We start from the raw sequence: 23424 nt of genomic DNA, 5'->3' as shown, positions 1-23424 counted from the left end.
CGTCCGGCCTATTGTATTCAAATACATAGTTGTATTTCAATTCTGATATGAATTAGAGTTCGATCCCGTATTTGCAATGCCCCCGTCCATCCCCAGGAGCGGTCCGTGAGTTCTCCACTTTTCCCCAAGCTGCGCACGTTGGCGCGGCACGCGTGGCTACCTTGTGCGGTGGCCGTGGCCCTGCTGGCGCTGGCCGGATGCGGGCACAAAGCGCCTGAAGCGAATGCCGCCGCGCCGGTGATCGCGTTTCCCGTAAAGGCAGCCGATGGCGCGATGGCCGGTCGATTTCCCGGCGATGTGCACGCCCGCTATGAGATGCCGCTGTCGTTTCGCGTAAGCGGCCAGCTCGTGTCGCGCCGTGTCGATCCGGGCGAGCGGGTGAAGCAGGGGGAGCTGCTAGCGCAACTCGATCCCGCCGATGCGAACAAGCAGATGTCCGCCGCCAAGGCGGCGTTGGATGCGGCGGAGCATCGCCTCGTGTTCGCCACGCAGCAGCGCGATCGCGATGACGCGCAGTTCAAGCAAAACCTCATCAGTCAGCTGCAGTGGCAACAGACGCAGGATAACTACGCTTCCGCGCTGGGTGGCCGCGATCAGGCGCGTCAGCAATACGCGTTGGCGCAAGATCAGCTGCGCTACACCAGCTTGATGGCCGATCACGATGGTGTGATCACCAGCCGGCAGGCCGAAGTGGGACAGGTGCTCGCGGCCGGCCAGCAAGTATTCGGCTTTGCGTGGTCGGGTGAACGCGAGATCGACGTGGATGTACCGGAAAGCCGTGTCGGCAGCATCACGTTGGGGCAGGCGGCCATCGTTACGCTGCCCGCATTGCCGGGCCATCGTTACGCAGCTCATGTGCGCGAGATCGCACCGGCCGCAGATGTCTCCTCGCACACGTACCTGGTGAAAGTGCAGGTCGAACGCGCGGACGCGGCGCTGCAACTGGGCATGACCGCCGATGTCACCTTGCAGACGGACCAGTCTGCGCTGGCCATGGTTTCGATTCCTGCGACGGCGCTGTTTCACCAGGGTGAGCGGCCTGCTGTGTGGGTCGTGCGTCCCACCGATTCGACACTTGAGCTGCGCCCGGTCATAGTCGCGCGCTATGGCGAACGGGACGTACTCCTTTCCGCTGGACTTAACGCCGGTGAGTGCATCGTCATGCAGGGCGTGCATGCGGTTTCCGTGGGCGAAAAGGTGTCACCGATCGCGCCCCCGCATCCTGAGGATGCGCCGCAATGAGCCACGAGGAGCGCTTCAATCTTTCCGCGTGGACACTGCGGCATCAGTCGCTGGTGTTCTTTCTGATGGCGCTGATCGCGCTGTTCGGGTTGCTTTCGTACAAGCATCTGTCGCAGTCGGAAGATCCGCCTTTCACTTTCAAAGTGATGGTGATCCAGACGTTCTGGCCGGGTGCCACGGCCAAGCAGATGCAGGAGGAGGTGACCGATCGCATCGCACGCAAGTTGCAGGAAACGCCACAGATCGACTTCCTGCGCAGCTACTCGCGTCCCGGCGAATCGTTGATCTTCTTCAACATCAAGGATTCCGCCCCGGCTTCCGTGGTGCCCGAAACCTGGTATCAGGTGCGCAAGAAAGTGGGCGATATCGCCACGCAATTACCGCAAGGCGTGCAGGGACCGTTCTTCAACGATGAATTCGGCGACGTCTACACCAACATCTACGCGCTACAAGGCGATGGCTATACCCCGGCGCAGCTGCACGATTATGCCGATCAGTTGCGCGTGGAACTGCTGCGTGTACCTGGTGTTGCCAAAGTCGATTACTTCGGCGATCAGAATCAGCACATCTACATCGATATCGCGAACGCGACGCTGGCCAAGCTCGGCATCAGTCCGCAGCAGATCGGCCAGGCGATCAACGAACAGAATGCGGTGGCGTCCACCGGTGTGCTGACCACGGCCGATGATCGCGTGTTCGTGCGCCCCAGTGGGCAGTTCGAAAACATCAATGCACTGGCCAACACCCTGCTGCATATCAACGGCAAGAGTTTTCGCCTCGGCGACATCGCCACGATACGGCGCGGCTATGACGACCCGCCCAGCGAAGCCGTGCGCTTCATGGGCAAGCAAGTGCTTGGCGTCGGCGTCACCATGCAACCTGGCGGCGACGTCATCCAGCTCGGCAAGGCACTTGGCGCAACCGTCGGTTCGCTGCAAAAGCGCTTGCCGGCGGGGCTGACCTTATCGGAAATCACCAGCATGCCGCATGCGGTGTCGCACTCGGTGGATGACTTTTTGGAATCGGTAGCCGAAGCGGTAACGATCGTGTTGCTGGTGAGCCTGCTCAGCCTGGGCTTTCGCACGGGCATGGTGGTGGTGATTTCCATCCCGTTCGTGCTGGCGGCCACCGCGCTGTGCATGGACATGTTTGGCATCGGTCTGCACAAGGTATCGCTGGGCACGCTGGTGCTGGCGCTCGGGCTGCTGGTCGATGACGCGATCATCGCGGTGGAGATGATGTCGGTGAAACTGGAGCAAGGCTGGGGGCGCGTGCGGGCGGCCGCGTTTGCGTACACCAGCACGGCGTTCCCCATGCTTACCGGCACCTTCGTGACGGTATCGGGCTTTTTGCCGATCGCGCTGGCCAAATCGAGCACGGGCGAATACACGCGTTCGATTTTCGAGGTATCGGCCATTGCGCTGTTGGTTTCATGGCTGGCCGCGGTCATCGTGATTCCGCTGTTGGGTTATCACATGTTGCCGGAGCACCACGAGCGTGCCGAACCGGGCCAGGAGTGGTGGGCACGCTTTCTGCCCAGGCGCTGGAACGATGCGCGCGCCGCAAAAGCGGTGCCAGTGGTGCATAACGGCGATGAGATCGAAATTTACGACACGACGTTCTATCGTCGCTTTCGACGCTGGCTGGATAGGTGTCTGCGTTATCGCTGGTGGGTGCTGGTCTCGACCGTCGCGTTGTTCATCGTGGCGCTGGCCGGCTTTGCGCTGGTTCCCAAGCAGTTTTTCCCAAGTTCCGATCGTCCGGAACTATTGGTGGATCTGCGCTTGCCGGAAGGCGCCTCGTATGCGGCAACGCTGCGCGAAACCCAGCGCCTGGAGGCGGTCATCAAGGGGCGAAAGGATATCGCCAGTTATGTGAGTTTTGTCGGCAGTGGTGCGCCACGTTTCTATCTGCCGCTGGATCAGCAACTGGCGCAGCCCAACTTCGCACAGTTCGTGATTACCGCCAAGGACGTAAAACAGCGCGAGCAACTGGCAAGCTTCCTCGACAGTGAATTGCAGCGCGATTTCAGCGGTGTTCGCACGCGCGTCAGCCGCCTGGAAAACGGACCGCCGGTGGGCTTTCCGGTGCAGTTTCGCGTGGAGGGCGACGATATCGCCACGGTGCGCGACATCGCCGAACACGTTGCCAACGTCATGCGGGCCAACTCCGGCACCGCCCATGTGCAGTTCGACTGGGACGAGCCGGCTGAGCGTTCCGTGCGCTTCGACGTGGATCAATACAAAGCGCGGCAGCTGGGTATCAGCTCCGAAGACATCGCCAATTTTCTGGCGATGAATCTATCCGGGACGACAGTGACGCACTTGCGCGAGCGCGACAAGCTGATTGCGGTGGATCTTCGCAGCGACCGCGGCGATCGCATCCATCCGGATCAGATCGAGCGTCTTGCCATACCTACTTCGAGCGGCACGGCGATTCCGCTCGCACAGCTCGGCCACGTCACCTATGGACTTGAATACGGCGTGATCTGGGAACGTGATCGTCAGCCTTCGATCACAGTACAGGCCGATACGCGCGGTGCTGCGCAGGGCTTGGATGTCACCAACGCCATCGACAAAAAGCTGGCCGATATCCGCAGCCATCTGCCGGTTGGCTATCGCGTCGAAGTGGGTGGATCGGTCGAGCAGAACGCCAAGGCACAAGGTTCGATCAATGCGCAGATGCCGTTGATGATCGTAGCCGTGCTCACGTTGCTGATGATCCAATTGCAGAGCGTCGGCCGTACGTTCATGGTGGTGCTGACTGCGCCGCTCGGCTTGATCGGGGTGATTCTCGCCTTGCTTTTGTTCCACCAGCCGTTCGGCTTTGTGGCGATGCTCGGTACGATTGCGATGTTCGGCATCATCATGCGCAACTCGGTCATCCTGGTGGATCAGATCGAGCAGGATATCCGTGCCGGTCATCCGCGTTGGGAAGCCATTGTCGGTGCCACGGTGCGACGCTTCCGTCCGATCACGTTGACCGCGGCGGCGGCGGTACTCGCGCTGATTCCGCTGTTGCGCAGCAATTTCTTCGGCCCGATGGCCACGGCATTGATGGGCGGCATCACGGTGGCCACCGTGCTCACGCTGTTCTATCTGCCGGCGCTTTATGCCGCATGGTTCCGCGTGCGCGCCGACGAACCTGCAAGCGAACCGGAGGTGGCGACATGACGCCTGCAACGCACACATTACGCGTGACGGCGCTTGCCGCTGCGCTGGTCTTGGCCGGCTGCGCCTTCGCGCCGTCCGCCAAACCACCGGCCTCACCTTCGCCAGTGCGCTACACGGCGCAAGCGTTGCCCGCCGACAGCGCCAAGGTGGATGGCATCGCGCAACATTTCAGCCTGGGCGAGCGCGCCGTGCCGGCATGGTGGCACGAATACGGCAACGCCACGCTCGATGTATGGGTGGCCGAGGGCCTGCGCAACAATCCTTCATTGACGGCGACACGCCATACGCTGGAGGCGGCGCATCAGCTGCTGCGTGCACAGGTGGGTTCGAGCATGCTGCCGTCGTTGGATGGAGGAACACAAACCAGCCGTCAGCGCGCGCTGGGTTTTCCCGATGTCGGTCCGCCCACCAATCTTTACGATGTCTACGCAGGCCAACTTCAGCTCAGTTACAACTTTGACCTGTTCGGCGCCACGCGGCATGGCATCGCGCAGGCCGCCGCCGAAGTTGATCAGCAATCCTATGAATTTGATGCGGCCAAACGCGCGCTGGCGGCCAATATCGTGATCGCGGCGATCAATGCGTCTTCCCTGAACGAACAACTTCGCATCAGTGAGCGGCTGTCCAGCTTGGCGCATGAACAAGTCGATCTCACCGAGCATGCACGTCAGCTGGGCGCGGCATCGCAGGATGATGTGCTGAGTCTGCGCCAACAGGCCGCGAGCATCGATACATCGTTGCCGCCGTTGCGCGCGCAGGCGCAGCGTGCGCGCCATGCGCTGGCGGTGCTGCTGGGGCGCACGCCCGATCAGGCACCGACGAATCTGGCTCTCGCCGATTTGCACCTGCCGGAAGACGTGCCGGTGAGCGTGCCATCGGACCTTCTGCAGCAGCGTCCGGATGTGCTCGCATCGGCGGCGGCCGTGCATGCGGCGTCGGCCCAGGTAGGCGTGGCGACGGCGAATCTGTTTCCGCATATTTCGTTGTCGGCTTCGCTGGGTACGGCCGCTTTCACGCCGTCGAAGGTGTTCACGCCCGCCGGTTCGATCTGGAGTGCCGGGGTTTCGCTCACGCAGCCGATCTTTCATGGCGGCGCGCTGCTGGCTCAGCGCAGAGCGGCCATCGCCAGTTACAACGCGGCCATCGCGAACTATCAGCAGACGGTGCTCGAGGCCTTCCAGAATGTCGCCGATACGCTCACCGCATTGAGCCAGGATGCCCTGACGCTACAGGCGGCGCAGGAAGAGGCCAGCGTTGCGCAGCAATCGCTGGCCGATACCGACGCGCGGTATCGACTGGGTGGCGTGTCTTATCCATCGAGGGTGCTGAGCGAACAGCATTGGCAAAGCGCGTCGCTGACGGCCATACAGGCGCGGGCGGCGCGCCTGGCCGATACGGCAGCGCTATTTCAAGCCATGGGCACGCCGCAGCCCGCCTCGCTGACTCAGACGACCACCCATCGCTGAGAGCATCATTTCAAAATCGCAGGGCTGAAACGTCCTTGAGAGAACGGCTACCGTTTTCCCAAGGACGAACACGTTGAATCAGCCACAGCAAACTCATGCCGGTGTCTTGCGTAGCAGGCTGGACACCTTCTTGCCCTCTGCTGGTCGCGCGACCGTGCGGGCGCCCTCCGTGCTGGATGGACTCCGTGCTCTGGCCAGGGCATGGCATCCTCAGGCGTGGGCGCACGTGGGCGATTCGTTTCGCCACCGCCATGACTGGACCGGACGCTGGTATCGCCGCAACCTCACGGCGCTCAAGTACCTGGTCCGTTTTGCCTGCATGCCGGTGCAGCACGAGCGCTTCCTCGCGCTGATCGCCGCGTCCCCGTTCATGCGTGCTTACCGGCGGCGTGATCCGCGCCTGCTGGAACGCCACATGCACCGCTATGTCAATGTGCATTGGCACCGGCGCGACCGCCTGGCTTATCTGCTGCAGCATTACCGCTTCGCCATCGCGCACATGCCATTGGGTTTGCTTGAACAGGTCTACGCCATGGGGCATGCGTGTTTAGGGAGTCTGACAGCCAAGGACGGCTCCGTGTTGACGTTATGCATGCGTGGGCCCATCTCAAAGGGCTGCGAGGGCGAGCTTTGCCTGCAGCTTTGCGATGCGCATGAAAACCCGCTCTACAGCATTGTATTTACCGTGGCGGATGAGCTGCCGACCATCATGATTGGTTGCCTGCAAGGGCCGCGCGGTGAAAACGCACGCGAAACGGTGCGCGAGCTCACGCGCAACCTCCACGGTATGCGGCCCAAACAATTCATGGTGTCGCTGGTGTACGCCTTCGCGCGGCATTACGGCATCGAGCGAATGGTGGCGATCGGCAACGATGCACACCCGTTACGCCGCACCGGCCGGCCGCTGTATTCGGATTACGATGCGTTCTGGGAAGAACAGCAGGGCAGGCGCATCGGCGGTGGCTGGTACGCGTTGCCATCGTTACCGCCGCGCAAGACGCAGGCAGAGATACCAAGCAGCCATCGCGCTGCCTTCCGTCGGCGCGAGGCGTTGCGCGAAGCGGCGGAAAACCTGCTGATCGGTGCGCTGACATCGTCGTCGCCGCGTACGCGCATGGCCACCCCGAATGTGGCAGGCTCTGGCCACCGGTCATGAAGGTATGAATACCGTGACGCTGTCCGTGCATGTGAGCGACGTCGAAGCGCTGTTTCGCGAGCACAACCGCGCGCTGATCGCTTTTTTGCAATGCCGCCTCCATTCGCTGTCCGACGCGCAAGAAGTGGCGCAGGAGGCGTACTTGCGGATGCTCACCATGGATCATCGTGAGGATATCGATTCCCTGCGCAGCTATCTTTTCAGGGTGGCGGGAAATCTCGCCATCGACAAGCTGCGCAAGCATAAGGTGCGCAGCGACTTTGCCGCCGCGCAGTCGCACGACGAGGCGATGGATGAGGAAAGTCCGGCGCATCACGCCATGGCGGTGGAGCACGTGACAGGTATACGCCACGCATTGCGCGAGCTGCCCCCCAAGGCCAGCCGCGCGTTCGTAATGCATGTGATCGAGGGACGGGATTTTGCGAGTGTTGCGCAAGCGATGAAGCTCAGTGAGCGAATGGTGCGTTACCACGTTGCCAACGCACTGGCGCATTGCCGTGCGCGCATCGACGAAGAGGAGATACCGTGATGGCTCACTTGAAGCACGACACGATCGTAAGCGCCGCCGCCGACTGGTGGGTGCGGCTGCGTGAGCCGGATGCCGAAGGCAAGCATGTCGAGCAGTGGCTGACATGGGTCAACGAAGACGAGCGGCATCTGGCCGCGTTCGAACGCATGAACGATCTGGCCGAGCGTTTGGGAACGCTCGATCAGGTGTCGCGCCAAAGCTTGATCAAGGCATTCGCCGCTTCTACGGCGGCCGGCCGTCGTCTTGGTGTGTGGTGGGCTGCGGCAGCGTCGATCCTGGTGGCCGTGCTGGCCGGGGGCGGTTACGTTGCCTGGATGCATGCCAGGCCTGAGATCGCCACGCAGGTCTATCAAAGCGGTATTGGGCAGAATCGCGACATCGTCCTGTCGGACGGTACGAGGGTCGCGCTGGGTGCCGCCTCCACATTGAGCGTGCGATATGGGAAGGACGAACGCGATGTCACCTTGAGCCGCGGCGAAGCCTTCTTTGAGGTGGTACACGACAGCCAGCATCCGTTCGCGGTGGATGCGGGTGATGTCTCCGTGCGCGATATCGGAACGGCCTTCGACGTCCGTCGTACAGACCGGCGGGTTACCGTGGCAGTCACGCAGGGCCGCGTGGCGATTGCCGATCGTCGCGCCAACCAGCAAGGTACGTTGGAGGCGGGCGCCGGCGAGCGTGTGTCGTACGATCCAGAGAGCTCCGGCATGAGCGTCAGCAGCGTTTCGCCTGAGCAAGTGGCGTCCTGGCGTCATGACCGCCTGGAATTTATCGACGAGCCGCTCAATGTGGTGGTTGCCAACCTCAACCGCTATACCGAAAAACCGCTGCACATTGCCGATGCTGATCTGGGCAAGCTGGTTTATACCGGCTCCATCCGCATTGATGCGATCGATAGCTGGATCACCGCCTTGCCGGATGTGTTTCCCTTGCGCGTAAGCCAACAAGCCAACGGGGTGACCTTGTCGGACGCGCAGCCGCGTGTGCATCGCTGAGCGTTACGTCCTCACTGTGTTGGGAAGAGGGCGTGGGTGAAAGGCGGCAAAGAAGACGCCAAGAAAGCAGCAGATGCCAATCGATACCTGGCGTGTCACACTCATGATTTCGCGCGGAGAAAACGCATGTCATGAGCCGGTTTGCCTGGCTGCCCGCTTACGGCTGCCTGACGTTGACGATGATCGCGACGGGTGCTTACATGGCCCCGGTTCGTGCATCGGAGCAATCGGTCGGCATGCATTTCGCCATACCTGCACAACCTCTTGCCACCGCACTGATGGCGTTCGGCAAGCAGGCGAATGTGCAGGTACTTACCGCGGGTGAAACGATAGACGCACTGCATTCGCATGCAATGAGCGGTACGTTCACGCCGCCAGTGGCGCTGGCGCGACTCCTTGACGGCACCGGCATGAGCTTCGCGTTCGTCGATGCGCGCACGGTGGTGGTGCGTCCGCGTGCGACGGCGACCGGCCAGCCGGCCACGCGCGCCTCGACCACGAACACGGCAACCCTGCTTCCTCCGATTCAGGCGATCGGCCTGGTGGGCACCGATGCGGGGTTCATGGCTGACGTAAGCAGCGGTCCCGAGCGCCTGATGGCCGATCCGGTGGATGTGCCGCAGTCAGTCAGCGTCGTCACGCAAGATTTGCTGCAGTCCGAGCAGGTGCAGACGATTGCCGAAGCCATCCAGAACGTCGCCGGTGCGCAGTACATCGATGGATCGGACGGATTGCCCATCTTCGATGTGCGTGGATTCATCACCGGCAATGGCATGACCGACGGCTTGCCGAACAACGTCCTGGGCGTCGGCGACTATCCACCGATGATTGGTGTGGAACGCGTGGAAGTATTGAAGGGACCGCAAGCCATCCTTGGCGATACGTCGGCCTATAACAATTTCGGTGGCCTTATCGATGTCGTGCTGAAGAAACCGCAGCGCGAGCCCGTGCGCCAGCTTACGTTTTCGGTGGGCGAACACGGCGAAAAGCAACTTGGCGCGGATCTGGCCGGACCTATGAACCGAAGCGGCACGTTCACCTATCGCCTGGTGCTCAATGGCGATATGGCCAATCGCACGCCGCAGGGAATGCGTGGCCAGCGCAATCGCTATGTGGCGCCGTCGATAGGGTGGTCCACATCCAAGACGACGCTGGTCGCGGGCTTGTCGTGGATGATGAATCACATGCCCATACCCGACCATGCGCTGTTGCTTGGCGATACGGTGGGCTCGGCATCGCCGCCAGGAATCCTGCTGGACAATCCCGACGATCACACCGCAGTGGAAACGCGCCGGCTGTATTACCTGCTGGAGCATCGTTTCAACGATCGATGGACATTTCGCAGTCGTGCGCAGTACGTGCGGGAATCGATCGATCTGAAGGATTGGGAACTGGGCGACGCCCAGCCGACGGGCGATGTGACCGCGGTACCCGAACATTATCATTCCGCCGATGCGTACTACACATTGCAGAACGATGTGGTGGCGACGTTTGGACATGGCTGGATGCAGCACACGGCGGTGCTGGGTTTCGACTATTCGCGCATTCAGCTCGGCAATGGCTTTGATGCCTTGGGCAATGACGGACAAGGCATGCCGTACAACATCTTCAGCGGTGGAGGGTTGCCGCTGCCGGCCCCGTTATTGTCGGCCACCGACTATGCGGACGGCTATTTCCCGGGCAATTCATGGACCACGGAAAGCGCTGTATTCGTGCAGGATCAGATGGATCTTGGCGAGCGCTGGAAGCTGCTCGTCGCATGGCGTCGAACCGATTACGAACTGCAGACCGTTCATTCGGACGGTACACCGTGGAACCTGCATAGAGTGCGCTGGGTTCCGCAGGTGGGGCTGATCTATAAGCTGGCGCCGGATATGTCGCTGTATGCGAACACGACCAACGGTTTTCAGCCCGATACCTTTCTTGGTAAAGACGGCCGCCCATTGCCGCCATCACTGTCGCGGCAGATCGAGGCGGGCGCCAAGTTCGACCTGTTCGATGATCGCGCACGCCTCACCGTGGCCGCTTATCGCATCCTGCTCGACCACAGCAATGACGTGTTCTCGCTGCAGCCGCCTTATTACATCGTGAGCGGCCCTGGACAGTCCAACAAAGGCATCGAAGTCGAATTCAACGGACGGCTCGCGCCGGGCTTGAATCTCAGCACGGCCTACACGCATGCGTCGGTGCACAACAACGATGGTACGCCGGCAACAGGCGAGGCGCGGCAGCGGTTCAACCTCTGGGTGAGCTATCGCTTCCAGGGCAGCTTCTTGCAAGGGTTTGGCGTGGCAGCCGGTGTGCTGGCGCGCAGTGCCAGTCTCGGAGAGCTCCCGGATGACAGCGCCTACATCAAAATACCGGGCCAGGCGAGCGTGGCCACCAATGTGTTCTACCGGGCAGCGCGCTGGAGCATCACGCTCGGTGTGAAGAATCTGCTCAGCCGCAATCTTTATAGCCCGGTGTTCGATACGAACCCCTTGTTCGATGAAACCTTTGTGCCGCTGCGCAATCGGCGTACTTATCTGTTGAGCGCAACCGTCGATTTCTAGCGCAGCTCGCGGCGTTTCCGTTATTCGTTTTTTTGATAACGCCATGACCTGGCGCTGACAGGCCCGGTTGCGTGCGCACTAAATTGCGAGTGCGAAAACGCTGGCTATGCGTGCGAAAAATGATTGTTGCGTTCTTTACAGGCGAAAAAAGCGATTTCGCTACCTATGATCACGATGCAATGCCCGGGAAAAATCCCTATCCAAAAAATTGGATCGAAGTAAATGCAGCTATCGCGCGTATGCCTTGCATTGAAAATTGTGTATGCGAGACATCGACGGCTGCGAAACATTTTGCGCCTACAAAATTCTGTGATGCAGATCAAATGATTGCCATCTATCGATCATCCCATTGACATGTTAGAAATGCGTCCACAAGGGGAAGACGCGATGGATGTCACACATTCATCGTCATGGCGTCACACACCACCATGATGGGAGCACTAAACACTCAGTCGCACGCAAACAGAACGTGATGGTCGTTTTGCGTTTGGTGCATCGTGGCGTTGCTATGTCGTCGCCGGAATGGGACGCATCGCAGCTTTACGTAGCACCCCTTTCTTACTTACTCCCTGGGGAGATGAAACGTGAGATTCGGATCCGTGCGTTGTCACGGCAGCCAGCGTGCTGCCAAGCTTGTGTTGACCGTATTGGCCTTGGGCTTTGCCTCGGCCTACTCGACGAACAGTCATGCCACCATTGGCGTGTTATCGAAGCCGCAAATTACCCAAGCACCCAGCAACAGTAATCGCGTTGCCGTGCAGGGCAACGTTTCACCTTTTGCGATCGCCGCGAACGACCGCGGTCGCGTGGACGATGCCACCCAGATCGATCACATGCTTTTGCTGCTGAAGCGCCCCGCCGATCGGGAGGCCGCATTGCAGGCGTTGATGCAGCAGCAAACCACCAAGGGTTCGCCCAACTACCACCAATGGCTGACCAATGCCCAGCTGGGTGAGGAGTATGGTCCCTCCCAGATGGATATCGATGCGATCACCGGCTGGTTGAAGTCGCAAGGTTTCACCGTGAACAAGGTGTATGAAAACGGCACCATGGTCGACTTCTCCGGCAGCGCCGGGCAGGTGCACAGTGCGTTCGCGACGGAAATCCATCATCTCAACGTAAATGGTGAAAACCACATCGGCAACATGAGCGATCCGCAGATTCCAGCGGCGTTTGCCGGCGTGGTCGGCGGTGTGGTCTCGTTGAATGACTTCCGTCCGCATACGAACTTCAAGCAGCATGCTGACTACACGTTCACCAGCAGCGGCAGCACGTATTACGCGGTGACGCCGGCGGACCTGGCCAAGATCTATAACCTCACCTCGTTGTTCAGCGCGGGCGTTGAAGGCAGTGGTCAGACCATCGCGCTGATCGAAGATACGAACGTGTATTCAACCAGCGACATCACCACCTTCCGTTCCACGTTCGGATTGCCCACGGCCAGCTTCAGCCAGGTGCATCCGGAGAGCTGCACCAATCCGGGCGACGTTACCGGTAATGATGGCGAAGCCGAGCTCGACGTGGAATACGCCGGTGCGGCCGCGCCCGCAGCGACGCTGGAATTGGTGTCGTGCAAGGACACCACCACCACGTTCGGAGGCCTGATCGCGATGGAGGATCTGCTCGAGGCAGGTTCGCCGCCGTTGATCTGGAGCGTGAGCTACGGTGAATGCGAAGCGGAAAACGGTGCGACCCAGAACGCCGCGTACAGTTCCACCTATGAAAGTGCGGCGGCCGAGGGCGTATCAGTGTTCGTGTCTTCCGGTGACGAGGGCGCGGCAAGCTGCGATGCCGATAAAACCAACGCCACGCATGGTATTGGCGTAAGCGGCTTCGCATCCACGCCGTACAACGTGGCGGTGGGCGGTACCGATTTCGGCGACGCCTATGCCGGTACCAGCAGCACCTACTGGAGTTCGACCAACAGCTCGACGTACGAATCGGCCTTGTCGTACATCCCGGAAATTCCATGGAACGATTCGTGCGCGAGCAAGTTGATCGCTACGATCGAGGGCTACAGCACTACGTACGGTACCAGCGGCTTCTGCAACAGCAGCACCGGTAAAGCGGACTTCCTGACCACGGCTTCGGGCAGCGGCGGCCCCAGCGGCTGCGCCACCGGCAAGGCCAGCACCAGCGGTGTGGTGAGTGGCACCTGTGCGGGTTGGCCCAAGCCGTCATGGCAGTCGGTGTACGGCAATCCATCCGATGGCGTGCGCGATATTCCGGACGTTTCGCTGTTCGCCGCCAATGGCGTGTGGGGCCACTACTACGTGTATTGCTACACGAACACGGCCGGCGGTGGTGCAGCCTGCACGGGTGCGCCCAGCGGTTGGGCTGGCGCGGGCGGTACCTCGTTCGCTTCACCCATCATGGCAGGCATCCAGGCGTTGGTTAATCAGCACAACAACCTCAGTAGCGGCGCGGGCAATCCGAACCCGATCTACTACGCGATTGCCAGCAACGAGTACGGCACCTCCGGCAGCGCCACCTGCAACTCCAGCAACGGCAACACCGTGGGCAGTTCGTGCATCTTCTACGACATCACCCAGGGTGACATGGACGTGAACTGCACGGGTACGCATAGCTGCTACAAGCCATCGGGCACGTATGGCGTGCTGTCCACATCCACTTCGTCGTACGCACCGGCCTATGGCACGGGTACAGGATGGGATTTCGCCACCGGCATCGGTTCGCTGAACGCCTACAACCTGGTGTATGCGTCGAACTGGTAGACGATGAGTTGGGGCTAGCCATTGACGCCTCCCGGGTTTCCGGGAGGCGTCTTTGTTTGGGCGTAGACAAAGGGACGTGTATCGTTATCGCTGTGTTTCACGATCATCGACGGGTGCTGGCATGAATCAGCAGCAATGGGATTCTCTCGATCGCTACTTTAGTGATCGTCTGGTTCGTTCCGATGCGGTATTGGCGCAAGCCCTCGACGCGAGCGCAAAGGCGGGGCTTCCTGCAATCAATGTGGCCGACAATCAGGGTAAGTTTCTCTACCTGCTGGCGAAGATGGGTGGTGCCCGACGCATCCTCGAAATCGGCACGCTCGGCGGATACAGCACGATATGGCTGGCGCGTGCGTTGCCTGCCGATGGCTCGCTGGTCACCTTGGAAGCGGACGCGAACCACGCCAACGTGGCGCAGGCCAATATCGAACGCGCGGGGTTGTCGAGCGTGGTGTCGGTCAGGGTCGGCATGGCGGTGGATTCACTCGCGCGCCTGCGTGCCGATCGCGTGCCGCCGTTCGACTTCATCTTCATCGATGCGGACAAGCCGGCCTATCCGGATTATCTGGAGTTGTCGTTGAAGCTGTCTCGCGCCGGTACCGTTATCGTCGCCGACAACGTGATCAGGCACGGCAAGATTGCCGATCCCCAAAATACCGATCCCGATGTGCTTGGCATGCGCACGTTTCTGGATCGACTTGCGGATCATCCCGATATCGAATCCACCGCCATTCAGACGGTGGGCAGCAAGGGTTGGGATGGCTTTTCGATCTCGCTGGTGAAGTCAAAAGCCTGAGCTGCTTCTGTCTCACCGTAATGTGCTCCCTCCCCTGCGAAGTAGGGGAGGGCTGGCGCGGGGTAAAAGCAACCTGGTGACGATGTTCAACGAGGCCGGTCTACAGCACGCGAGCTTCGCTCGCTTGACCCCACCCTAACCCTCCCCTGCAAGCAGGGGAGGGGACTGCTTCTGGCGTCGCTGAGTATTGCGCGCCGAGTGTTACTTCGCTGAGCGTTACTTCGACGCCGGATGCGCCGTGAATACATCGCTGCCAAACGCATGCAACTCTTTATCCTGCGCGTAACCCAGATGCGAGAGATGGAAGAAGTTCTCCAGCGTGCGCAGCAGGCTGTAGTGGTTGTATTCCACATCCGATTGCGTGCCGGGCGCGATATAGCGTGAAAGCAACACCGCACCGATCCGCCCGCCACCCGGGCCAAGCTTGCCGCCCGGCTGCGGGCCGCCGGGCAATGGTTTTTCGCTGCAGCAGGTCGTGCCGTCGTTGCCTTCATCGAAAGTGATGATCAACAGGCCGTCTTTCTTGAAGGCCGGCGACGAGGTGATGCGCGGCACCCACGTGCGCAGAAAGGCATCGGCGGAAATCAGTCCGCCGGGTTCGCCGTTTTTGCACGGCGCATCGTGGCCGTCATGGCAGAGGTTGGGCGTGATGTAGGTGAAGTTGGGGGTCGTGGCGACGTGCGCGAGATCGTCGGCGAGATGATCGAGGTTCACCACATGCTCGTCGCAATACTTCTGGTCATCGATGATGGCGTGGAAGTACATGAACGGGTTGTGCTTGGTCGCGTATTGGTCCTTCGGCGTGGCGTGCTCGGTGAGGTCCGGCGTGCCGATCGTCGGATGCCCGCAGGTGGCCGATTCGCGCGTAGGATCGGCGCCCATGTCTTCCATGTAGGCCTTCCAGGTGAGGTTGGCGCTCGTGAGCTGGTTGGCGAGCGTTTGCACGTGCTTGGGATAGACGCAACCGGTGCCGGGCCATTGCCCGTGGCCGTCGGGCTTCTTGGCGGTGGCGACGAATTCTTCGTAAATCTCGCAATCGTTCTGCGTGGCGGGATTCGGCGCCTGGCCGCTGATCATCGCGATGTAATTGTCCAGGCTGTAATGGCCCACGCCGTAGTAGCCGGACAACAACGCGCCTTGCTTTGGCAGTTCATGCGCGAGGTAAGGCGCGATCGACTGCGGACCGAACGTGATGTCGTAGGACTCGTTCTCCAGCATGATGATGAAAACGTGCCGCACCGGCGGCAGTGTTGACGTGGCAGCCATGCAGCCGAACGACACGCCCAGCATGGCGATCAGCGCGATAAGGGCGACTCGTGCGCGCAGCAGCGAGCGAGGGGTGTTGAAGCGATTAAACAGGCAAGGCATCCGCAGGTTCCTTCAGTCTTCGCGCCTGCGCAATGCAAGGCGCAACGACTATTGCAACCATCTTCTGCGCTGGGATCAAGTCGCAGAGGTACCGTGCGGATCGGAAGTGGCGCGATCAGCGCCCAGAGGTTGGCAGGTCAGGCGCGACCGTAGACGTCGTCGAAGCGGACGATATCGTCCTCGCCCAGGTAGCTGCCCGACTGCACTTCGATCAATTCCAGCGGCACCTTGCCCGGGTTGCGCAAGCGATGCACGCTGCCGAGCGGAATATAGGTGCTCTGGTTTTCCGCCAAGAGGAACACGTTCTCGTCGCAGGTCACCTCGGCAGTGCCGGAGACCACGATCCAGTGCTCGGCACGATGGTGATGCTTTTGCAGGCTGAGGCTGGCGCCCGGCTTGACTACGATGCGCTTCACCTGGAAGCGGCCGCCCGCTTCGAGTGAGTCATAGCTGCCCCAGGGACGGTGCACCACGCGATGGAACGAATGCTCCGTGCGGCCCGATGCCTTCAATTGATCGACCACCTTTTTCACATCTTGCGCTGCGTTACGGTGCGCAACCAAGGTGGCGTCGGGCGTGCTGACCACGATCAGGTCATCGACGCCGACGGTGGCGATCATGTGGCGATCGTGCGAGCGCAGCAGCGAATTGCGCGTGTTGACGGTGAGTGTGTCCCCTTCACGCTGGTTGCCTTGCTCATCGTGCTGCCCCGACAGCCACAGCGCCGACCAGGAGCCGATATCGCTCCACGCACAGCTCACCGGAATCACCGCGGCGCGCGCCGTTTTTTCCATCACCGCATAGTCGATGGAATCATCCGGCACCTTGGCAAAGGCCTCGGCGTCCACGCGCACGAAATCCAGATCGCTGCGGCCGGTGGCATACGCCTCGCGCACCGCGGCCAGCATCGTCGGTGCGTGCTGGCCCAGCTCTTCCAGATAGCGGGCGGCCTTGAACAGGAACATGCCCGAATTCCAGTCATAGCCGCCGTCTTGCACGTAGCCCTCGGCGGTGGCCAGATCGGGCTTCTCCACGAAGCGCTCCACGCGGAAAGCATCGCTACCGATCGATTCGGCGCGGCGGATGTAGCCGAAGCCGGTCTCGGGGCGGTCCGGGCGGATGCCGAAGGTGACCAGCCAGCCATCGCGCGCGGCGGGGAGGGCTTGTTGCACGGCGGCCATAAAGCTTTTCGTGTCCCCGATCAGGTGGTCGGCGGGGAGCACCAGGAGCAGGGCGTCGGGGTTGCGCTCGATCGCCTTCATCGCGCCCAGGGCGATCGCCGGGGCCGTGTTGCGGGCCATGGGTTCGAGCAGGATGGTGGCGCCTTGCACACCCGCTTCCAGCAATTGATCGGCGGCGAGGAAGCGATGATCTTCGCTAGCGACGACGATCGGCGCGGTCACCTCCGGCAGCTTCTGCGTACGCGCGACCGTCTGCTGGAACAGCGTGCCGTCACCGCTCAGGGAAAGAAACTGTTTGGGAAGGTTTCTGCGCGAGACCGGCCATAGGCGCGTACCGCTGCCGCCGCTGAGGATCAAGGGGATAAGCATGGTTCAACGAGCCTGCTGTGCGAGAGTGTCGAGGACTTGGCCCAAGCCAACCTGCCAATCGGCCAGAGCATAGCCGAAGCGCTGCTGGAAGCTGCGGTTGTCCAGTACGGACCAGGCAGGACGCTTGGCCGGGGTCGGATATTGAGCGGTGGTGATCGGCAGCACCTTGGGCATGTGCGCGATCAGTCCGCGGGCATGCGCTTGTTCGAAAATGGCGCTGGCGAAACCGTGCCAACTGGTGTGCCCGCCGGCGACGAGGTGATGCGTGCCCTGCATGGCGTGGCGTTCGGCGGCATCGGCGTGTTGCCACGCGGTGAGCGCGGCGGCGGTGGCGTGCACGATGAGGTCGGTGCTGGTGGGTGCGCCATACTGGTCCGCGACGATGCGTAATTCGTCGCGCTCGGCGCCCAGCCGCAGCATCGTGCGCAGAAAGTTGTGCCCATGCGGCGCATAGACCCACGCGGTACGCAGCAGCAGATGAGCGCCGCCGCTTGCCTGTATGGCCTGTTCGCCAGCGAGCTTACTGCGTCCGTACGCACCCAATGGCGCCGTGGCGGCATCGACCGGGTAAGGTGCGGTCGCAAGCCCGTCGAATACGTAATCGGTGGAGTAATGCACCAGCAGCGCGCGGTGCGCCGCCGCCCAGTGGGCGAGCACGCTGACGGCTTCCCCGTTGACGGTGGTGGCAATGAATTCTTCCTGCTCGGCGCGATCCACAGCGGTGTACGCTGCCGTGTTGATGATGATGTTCGGGCGCAGCCGGTCCAGTAACGCGGAAAGGGTTGCCGGCACGGACAGGTCGGCCACGTCGGCCGCGCTCCCATCCGCACGTGTGCCGTCGCGGCTGGCCGCAACCACCGTCCCCAGCGTCGACAGCGCATCGTTCTTGAGAAAACTACTGCCGAGCTGCCCGTTGGCGCCAAGAAGCAAAATGGTGTTCATGCGACAAACACGGGCAAGCGTTCCGCCGGCACATCGGCCAGCAGCGGTGCTTTGAGGTCTTTATCGGACAGTTGCGGCGCACTGAGTGGCCAGTCGATGCCGAGCGCCGCGTCGTTCCAGCGAATGCCTGCATCGGCTTTCGCGTCGTACAGCGCAGTGCATTGGTAAGCGAACGTGGCGTACTCGGACAGCACGCAGAAGCCGTGCGCAAAGCCTTCCGGAATCCAGAAGTGACGATGGTTGTCGGCGGTGAGCATGACGCCGACCGATTGCCCGAACGTGGGCGAGCCACGCCGGATGTCCACGGCTACGTCGTAGACCTCCCCTTCCAGCACGCTGACGAGCTTGCCCTGCGGATTGGGCCACTGGTAATGCAGCCCGCGCAGGACGCCCTTGCCGGAGCGCGAGACGTTGCTTTGTACGAACGTGGATATGATGCCGGCAGCCGCGTACTTCGACTGGTTGTAGCTTTCGTAGAAATAGCCGCGCGCGTCGCCAAAGACCTGGGGTTCGATGATGAAAGCTCCGGGAAGTGAAGTGGTAACGACCTTCATTTCACGTAGCCCTGCTCGATCAGGCGCAAGAGATATTGGCCATAGCCGGTCTTGGAGAGCGGCGCGGCAAGCCGCTTGACTTGCTCGGCATCGATCCAGCCGTGCGAATACGCCACCTCTTCAGGGCAGCACACCTTCAAACCCTGGCGGTTCTCGATGGTTTCGATGTAATTGCCCGCCTCCATCAACGACTCGTGCGTGCCGGTATCCAGCCACGCATAACCGCGGCCGAGTTGTTCCAGATGCAGCGAATTGTCTTCCAGGTAACGGCGATTGAGATCGGTGATTTCCAATTCGCCTCGCGTGGATGGTTTCAGGTCGGCCGCGTAATCGCACACGCGCGCATCGTAAAAGTACAAGCCGGTCACTGCGTACTGGGATTTGGGTTTGGTGGGCTTTTCTTCCAGGCCGATGACGCGGCCGTCACCGTCGAATTCGGCTACGCCGTAGCGCTCGGGATCGCGCACCCAGTAGCCGAATACTGTGGCGCCGTCCTGCCGCGCATCTGCGCGTCGGAGGCGCTCAGTCAGGCCCACGCCATAGAAGATATTGTCGCCCAGCACCAGGCAGCTCGGATCATTGCCAATGAAGTCGCGGCCGATCAGAAAGGCCTGCGCCAGGCCATCGGGTGATGGCTGCACCGCATAGCGAATGTCGATACCCCACTGCGAACCGTCGCCGAGCAGACGCTGAAACAAGGCTTGTTCGTGCGGTGTATTGATCACCAGGATCTCGCGGATACCCGCCAGCATCAGCGTGGCCAGCGGGTAGAAGATCATCGGCTTGTCGTAGACCGGCAACAGCTGCTTGCTGACGGCTTGAGTGATCGGATAAAGACGCGTGCCGGAGCCACCGGCCAGGATGATGCCCTTGCGTGTGCTCATACGCCCAGGCGCTCCATGCGATAGCTGCCGTCGAGTACGCGTTGGGTCCATGCCTGGTTTGCCAGATACCAATCGACGGTGGCTTCAATGCCGCTCTCGAAGGTATGTGAGGGTTTCCAACTCAGTTCGCCCTGCAGCTTGCTTGAATCGATGGCGTAACGGCGATCGTGGCCGGGACGATCCTTTACATGGGTAATGAGCGACTCATGCTTGCGGCCCTCGGACAGCGGACGCTTGGCATCAAGCAGGGCGCAGATGGTCTTTACCACAGTGATGTTGGTGCGCTCGGCGTTGCCGCCCACGTTGTAAGTCTCGCCGACGCGGCCACCATCCAGCACGCGGCGAATGGCCGAACAGTGATCTCCGACAAACAACCAGTCACGGATGTTCATGCCATCGCCATAGACCGGCAAGGGCTGCCCGCTCATGGCCTTTTGGATGATCAGCGGAATCAGCTTTTCAGGGAACTGGAATGGCCCGTAGTTATTGGAGCAGTTAGTGGTGAGCGTCGGAAGGCCGTATGTATGATGGAACGCTCGTACCAGGTGGTCCGATGCGGCCTTCGATGCTGAATAAGGGGAGTTCGGTGCGTAAGGCGTCGTTTCTGAAAATTTTCCGTCGGCACCAAGCGATCCATAAACTTCGTCGGTGGATACATGAAGAAAGCGAAATTGCTCGCGCGCCATGTCCTCCTGAGAACGCCAGTAATCGCGCGAGGCTTCGAGCAAGCCGAGCGTACCCACCACATTGGTATGGACAAAGGCCGCGGGCCCATCAATAGAGCGGTCGACGTGGGATTCGGCAGCGAAATTGACGACTGCATCAGGCCGGTGCTCAACGAGGAGGCGATGGACCAGATCGCGATCACCGATATCGCCTTGCACGAAAATGTGCCGGTCGTTGTCGCTCAACGGAGCGAGCGTGTCGAGGTTGCCGGCATAAGTGAGCTTGTCCAGATTGACGACGCGCCCGCCATCAGCAATGGCTTGCAGTACAAAGTTGGCGCCAATAAAACCGGCGCCGCCGGTAACAAGCAAGGTCTTCATAGATAACCGTAACTCCCGGAGCGGCCCAGTATTTTGTCACATGAGCAATGACGTGCGGCACCTGTCGGGAGGATTTTGCCGTTAGCCGGGCATTTGCATGTTCATGCCCCAATCGGAAGGGGCTCTTTGCCATCCCCTGTTGAAGGGATTAGCCCGATACGCCGCGCGGCCTTGGCCAGCAAGGTACGGGCGTGGGCATGCAGCGCGAGGTCAAGTTGATTGACCTCCATGAAATCTGAATAAAGCGACTCCCCGAGGGCGCGTCTTAGCCGATCTAACTGATCATCGGGGAGGAGCCATTCTTTGGAGGTCACGTTTTCCCGGCGTGGCAGGAACACCAGGTCCGGCAGTTGGCGCTTATACATGCCCTGGAATACCTGCGTGGACAGCTCAAACTGCTCTACGACACCTGCCGCTCCCCATTCGGTCAACAACTTGCATGCCTGCTCCAGATCCGAGGGCTGCGCCTTGGCTTCCAAAATATGGTCAGCACGCCAGGACGCGTCGGAAAGATGCACGACCTGGTAATCGCGAATAACGATACTTCCCGCTTCCTTTCTCAAGGCCCAGGCAACGTAATCGGAAAAGCCCAGATATTGGGCGACATCCGAGTAAGGTTGGGAAGAATCGGAGCGTGTGAAGTTGTAAACGGAATAGGCGCGTAGCAACGGGTGCCTGATGAATACGACGGGCAAGCACCCTGTGTAGGGAATAGGCGGTCGGGCCAGATGACTTGAGATAGCGTCTAGATGTGGATGGGCGGCGATGAACTGCCCTAGTTGCCTGCTTGACTGGATGGCATGCGCGTGGGTTCCCTCAAAGGTTCCCCAGCGGTTCCCAAAAGACTGCTGCAGACTGGCATCTACACTGCTGCCGGCGTTTTTGAAGATGTGGTAATGGATCAGTACAGGGCGATCGCTCATGGGGCGAGGGCTGCTGGCGGAAGCATGACGGAGAGATTACATCAAACTTACGCGCTACTGACGTTTTGTTACATATTTCCTCAGCTTTGCGATAGGTTTCTCGCTCCGTTCATATTGAAGGACGTGGCGCGACCCAAGGGCTTGCTTTGCAAAGGAATTTGAACAAGGGTGGGTGAAGAACAGTGAGGCGTCACCCCTCGCGAAGCGATCCGATCAACCGCTTATCACAGGTTTATGAATGTTTTGTTCTGCCAGATTCCTGTTCAGAACCCGCCCGCGGGTAAGATTGGCGTTTTGACATCGAGCAAGATGGGGTAGCGTGGATATGAGCAAATCGACCAGGGGCGTCGCAAGGAAGCCGAGGCTGGGGCTGGGGCTGGGAACCTTGGCGATTCATGCCGGACAGCATCCCGATCCTGCCACCGGCGCGATCATGACACCGATCTATGCGACTTCCACTTACGTGCAGGAAAGCCCGGGCGTGCACAAGGGCTACGAATATTCCCGCACGCAGAACCCCACGCGCATGGCGTACGAGCGTTGCGTGGCCGAGCTTGAGGGAGGCGTGGCGGCCTTTGCCTTCGCCTCCGGGCTGGCCGCTGCGGCTACCGTGCTCGACCTCTTGGACGCAGGCAGCCACGTCATTGCGATGGATGATCTGTACGGCGGCAGCTATCGCCTGTTCGAGCGCGTACGGCGTCGATCCGCGGGGCTGGATTTCAGCTTCATCGATCTCAACGACAGCCACGCACTCAAAGCTGCGCTCAAGCCCAATACCCGGATGATCTGGGCCGAAACGCCCACCAACCCGATGCTCAAGCTGGTCGACCTGGACAAGATTGCGGCCTTTGCGAAGAAGCACGGGCTAATCTTGGTGGTCGACAACACCTTCTGCTCGCCGATACTTCAGCGCCCCCTAGAGCATGGTGCCGATCTGGTGCTGCATTCGGCCACCAAGTACCTCAATGGACATTCCGACATGGTCGGCGGCATCGTCGTGGCCGGTTCATCTGAATTGGCCGAACGCATGGGCTTCCTGCAGAACTCCGTGGGAGCAGTAGCTGGGCCGTTTGACGCGTTCCTCGCCATGCGCGGCCTGAAGACCCTGCATCTAAGAATGAAAGCGCATTGCGAAGGCGCGATGCGGCTGGCTAAGTGGCTGGAGGCTCATCCGGCCATCGAGCGAGTCATCTATCCCGGCTTGAAGAGTCATCCCCAGCATGCGCTCGCGCGCCGTCAGATGAACGGTTTCGGCGGCATCATCAGCATCGAAGTCAAAGGCGGCTTGAAAAAAGCGCGCCGCACCCTGGAGCGTTGCGAGCTCTTCGCGCTGGCCGAGTCGCTCGGGGGCGTGGAGAGCCTGATCGAGCATCCAGCCATTATGACGCACGCATCGGTGCCACCCGCAAACCGTAAGCGATTGGGCATCAGTGACAGCCTCATCCGGCTTTCGGTAGGTGTGGAGGACGTGGCCGATCTCACCAATGAATTGGCTGCGGCGCTCGCCTGAATT

At 60.8% G+C, this 23424-nt stretch carries 17 protein-coding genes; 10 read left to right on the top strand and 7 right to left on the bottom strand.

Going from position 1 to position 23424, the window contains the following annotated elements; all coding sequences use genetic code 11:
• Positions 1 to 105: 105 nt before the first annotated feature.
• From DWU98_RS18505 to DWU98_RS18465, 9 genes are all read left to right on the top strand, one after another.
• On the top strand, positions 106 to 1242 hold the full coding sequence (locus tag DWU98_RS18505; RefSeq protein ID WP_230474933.1) for an efflux RND transporter periplasmic adaptor subunit: 1137 nt from the start codon (positions 106 to 108) through the stop codon (positions 1240 to 1242).
• Positions 1239 to 4415, top strand: a complete 3177-nt coding sequence (locus DWU98_RS18500; protein WP_115497052.1) for an efflux RND transporter permease subunit — start codon at positions 1239 to 1241, stop codon at positions 4413 to 4415. The genes DWU98_RS18505 and DWU98_RS18500 overlap by 4 nt, the downstream gene beginning before the upstream one ends.
• Positions 4412 to 5881 (top strand): efflux transporter outer membrane subunit, encoded by a 1470-nt coding sequence (locus DWU98_RS18495; RefSeq protein WP_115497107.1) that lies wholly within the window; start codon positions 4412 to 4414, stop codon positions 5879 to 5881. Before DWU98_RS18500 ends, DWU98_RS18495 begins: the two co-directional genes overlap by 4 nt.
• 169 nt (positions 5882 to 6050) lie before the next feature.
• Complete coding sequence (locus DWU98_RS18490; RefSeq protein WP_147293367.1) at positions 6051 to 7037, top strand: VirK/YbjX family protein; 987 nt, start codon at positions 6051 to 6053, stop codon at positions 7035 to 7037.
• Between the two features lie 4 nt (positions 7038 to 7041).
• Positions 7042 to 7566: an RNA polymerase sigma factor gene (locus DWU98_RS18485; RefSeq protein WP_115497106.1), complete on the top strand. Its 525-nt coding sequence runs from the start codon at positions 7042 to 7044 to the stop codon at positions 7564 to 7566.
• Positions 7566 to 8561 (top strand): FecR family protein, encoded by a 996-nt coding sequence (locus DWU98_RS18480; protein ID WP_115497050.1) that lies wholly within the window; start codon positions 7566 to 7568, stop codon positions 8559 to 8561. Before DWU98_RS18485 ends, DWU98_RS18480 begins: the two co-directional genes overlap by 1 nt.
• Positions 8562 to 8692: 131 nt before the next feature.
• Positions 8693 to 11113 carry a TonB-dependent siderophore receptor gene (locus DWU98_RS18475; RefSeq protein ID WP_115497049.1) on the top strand — a complete coding sequence of 807 codons (2421 nt, stop codon included), beginning with the start codon at positions 8693 to 8695 and terminating at the stop codon, positions 11111 to 11113.
• A gap of 584 nt (positions 11114 to 11697) precedes the next feature.
• Entirely contained in the window at positions 11698 to 13848 is a 2151-nt protein-coding gene (locus DWU98_RS18470) for a S53 family peptidase (protein ID WP_147293366.1), read from the top strand.
• A 121-nt stretch (positions 13849 to 13969) separates the two neighbouring features.
• Positions 13970 to 14644 carry an O-methyltransferase gene (locus DWU98_RS18465; RefSeq protein ID WP_115497047.1) on the top strand — a complete coding sequence of 225 codons (675 nt, stop codon included), beginning with the start codon at positions 13970 to 13972 and terminating at the stop codon, positions 14642 to 14644.
• Positions 14645 to 14860: 216 nt separating this feature from the next.
• Here the strand turns inward: DWU98_RS18465 and DWU98_RS18460 are convergent, their stop codons facing one another.
• From DWU98_RS18460 to DWU98_RS18430, 7 genes are all read right to left on the bottom strand, one after another.
• Complete coding sequence (locus DWU98_RS18460; RefSeq protein ID WP_115497046.1) at positions 14861 to 16012, bottom strand: alkaline phosphatase family protein; 1152 nt, start codon at positions 16010 to 16012, stop codon at positions 14861 to 14863.
• Between the two features lie 137 nt (positions 16013 to 16149).
• Entirely contained in the window at positions 16150 to 17562 is a 1413-nt protein-coding gene (locus DWU98_RS18455) for a mannose-1-phosphate guanylyltransferase/mannose-6-phosphate isomerase (RefSeq protein WP_115497045.1), read from the bottom strand.
• 3 nt (positions 17563 to 17565) lie between these two features.
• Entirely contained in the window at positions 17566 to 18504 is a 939-nt protein-coding gene (gene rfbD, locus DWU98_RS18450; RefSeq protein WP_115497044.1) for a dTDP-4-dehydrorhamnose reductase, read from the bottom strand.
• Entirely contained in the window at positions 18501 to 19058 is a 558-nt protein-coding gene (rfbC, locus tag DWU98_RS18445) for a dTDP-4-dehydrorhamnose 3,5-epimerase (protein ID WP_115497043.1), read from the bottom strand. The genes rfbD and rfbC overlap by 4 nt, the downstream gene beginning before the upstream one ends.
• Positions 19055 to 19942 (bottom strand): glucose-1-phosphate thymidylyltransferase RfbA, encoded by an 888-nt coding sequence (rfbA, locus tag DWU98_RS18440; RefSeq protein WP_115497042.1) that lies wholly within the window; start codon positions 19940 to 19942, stop codon positions 19055 to 19057. The genes rfbC and rfbA overlap by 4 nt, the downstream gene beginning before the upstream one ends.
• A complete protein-coding gene (rfbB, locus tag DWU98_RS18435; protein WP_115497041.1) occupies positions 19939 to 20988 on the bottom strand; it encodes a dTDP-glucose 4,6-dehydratase in 1050 nt (349 codons plus the stop codon). The genes rfbA and rfbB overlap by 4 nt, the downstream gene beginning before the upstream one ends.
• A gap of 101 nt (positions 20989 to 21089) precedes the next feature.
• Positions 21090 to 21911: a sulfotransferase family 2 domain-containing protein gene (locus DWU98_RS18430; protein ID WP_115497040.1), complete on the bottom strand. Its 822-nt coding sequence runs from the start codon at positions 21909 to 21911 to the stop codon at positions 21090 to 21092.
• A gap of 325 nt (positions 21912 to 22236) precedes the next feature.
• Between DWU98_RS18430 and DWU98_RS18425 the strand changes: the two genes are divergently transcribed.
• Complete coding sequence (locus tag DWU98_RS18425) at positions 22237 to 23421, top strand: trans-sulfuration enzyme family protein (protein ID WP_115497039.1); 1185 nt, start codon at positions 22237 to 22239, stop codon at positions 23419 to 23421.
• The last annotated feature ends 3 nt before the right edge of the window (positions 23422 to 23424 follow it).

This window comes from Dyella monticola, from assembly GCF_003363155.1.
GTDB classification, from domain to species: domain Bacteria; phylum Pseudomonadota; class Gammaproteobacteria; order Xanthomonadales; family Rhodanobacteraceae; genus Dyella_B; species Dyella_B monticola.
The sequence above is the reverse complement of the archived record's forward strand: the minus strand, read 5'-3'. Positions and strand labels throughout refer to the sequence as shown.

Coding starts and splice junctions, on each gene's coding strand:
- DWU98_RS18495 (WP_115497107.1), top strand. CDS start 4,412: ATGACGCCTGCAACGCACACATTACGCGTGACGGCGCTTGCCGCTGCG.
- DWU98_RS18460 (WP_115497046.1), bottom strand. CDS start 16,012: ATGCCTTGCCTGTTTAATCGCTTCAACACCCCTCGCTCGCTGCTGCGC.
- DWU98_RS18475 (WP_115497049.1), top strand. CDS start 8,693: ATGAGCCGGTTTGCCTGGCTGCCCGCTTACGGCTGCCTGACGTTGACG.
- DWU98_RS18425 (WP_115497039.1), top strand. CDS start 22,237: ATGAGCAAATCGACCAGGGGCGTCGCAAGGAAGCCGAGGCTGGGGCTG.
- rfbB (WP_115497041.1), bottom strand. CDS start 20,988: ATGAAGACCTTGCTTGTTACCGGCGGCGCCGGTTTTATTGGCGCCAAC.
- DWU98_RS18485 (WP_115497106.1), top strand. CDS start 7,042: ATGAATACCGTGACGCTGTCCGTGCATGTGAGCGACGTCGAAGCGCTG.
- DWU98_RS18455 (WP_115497045.1), bottom strand. CDS start 17,562: ATGCTTATCCCCTTGATCCTCAGCGGCGGCAGCGGTACGCGCCTATGG.
- DWU98_RS18500 (WP_115497052.1), top strand. CDS start 1,239: ATGAGCCACGAGGAGCGCTTCAATCTTTCCGCGTGGACACTGCGGCAT.
- DWU98_RS18465 (WP_115497047.1), top strand. CDS start 13,970: ATGAATCAGCAGCAATGGGATTCTCTCGATCGCTACTTTAGTGATCGT.
- rfbC (WP_115497043.1), bottom strand. CDS start 19,058: ATGAAGGTCGTTACCACTTCACTTCCCGGAGCTTTCATCATCGAACCC.
- rfbA (WP_115497042.1), bottom strand. CDS start 19,942: ATGAGCACACGCAAGGGCATCATCCTGGCCGGTGGCTCCGGCACGCGT.
- DWU98_RS18430 (WP_115497040.1), bottom strand. CDS start 21,911: ATGAGCGATCGCCCTGTACTGATCCATTACCACATCTTCAAAAACGCC.
- DWU98_RS18480 (WP_115497050.1), top strand. CDS start 7,566: ATGGCTCACTTGAAGCACGACACGATCGTAAGCGCCGCCGCCGACTGG.
- rfbD (WP_115497044.1), bottom strand. CDS start 18,504: ATGAACACCATTTTGCTTCTTGGCGCCAACGGGCAGCTCGGCAGTAGT.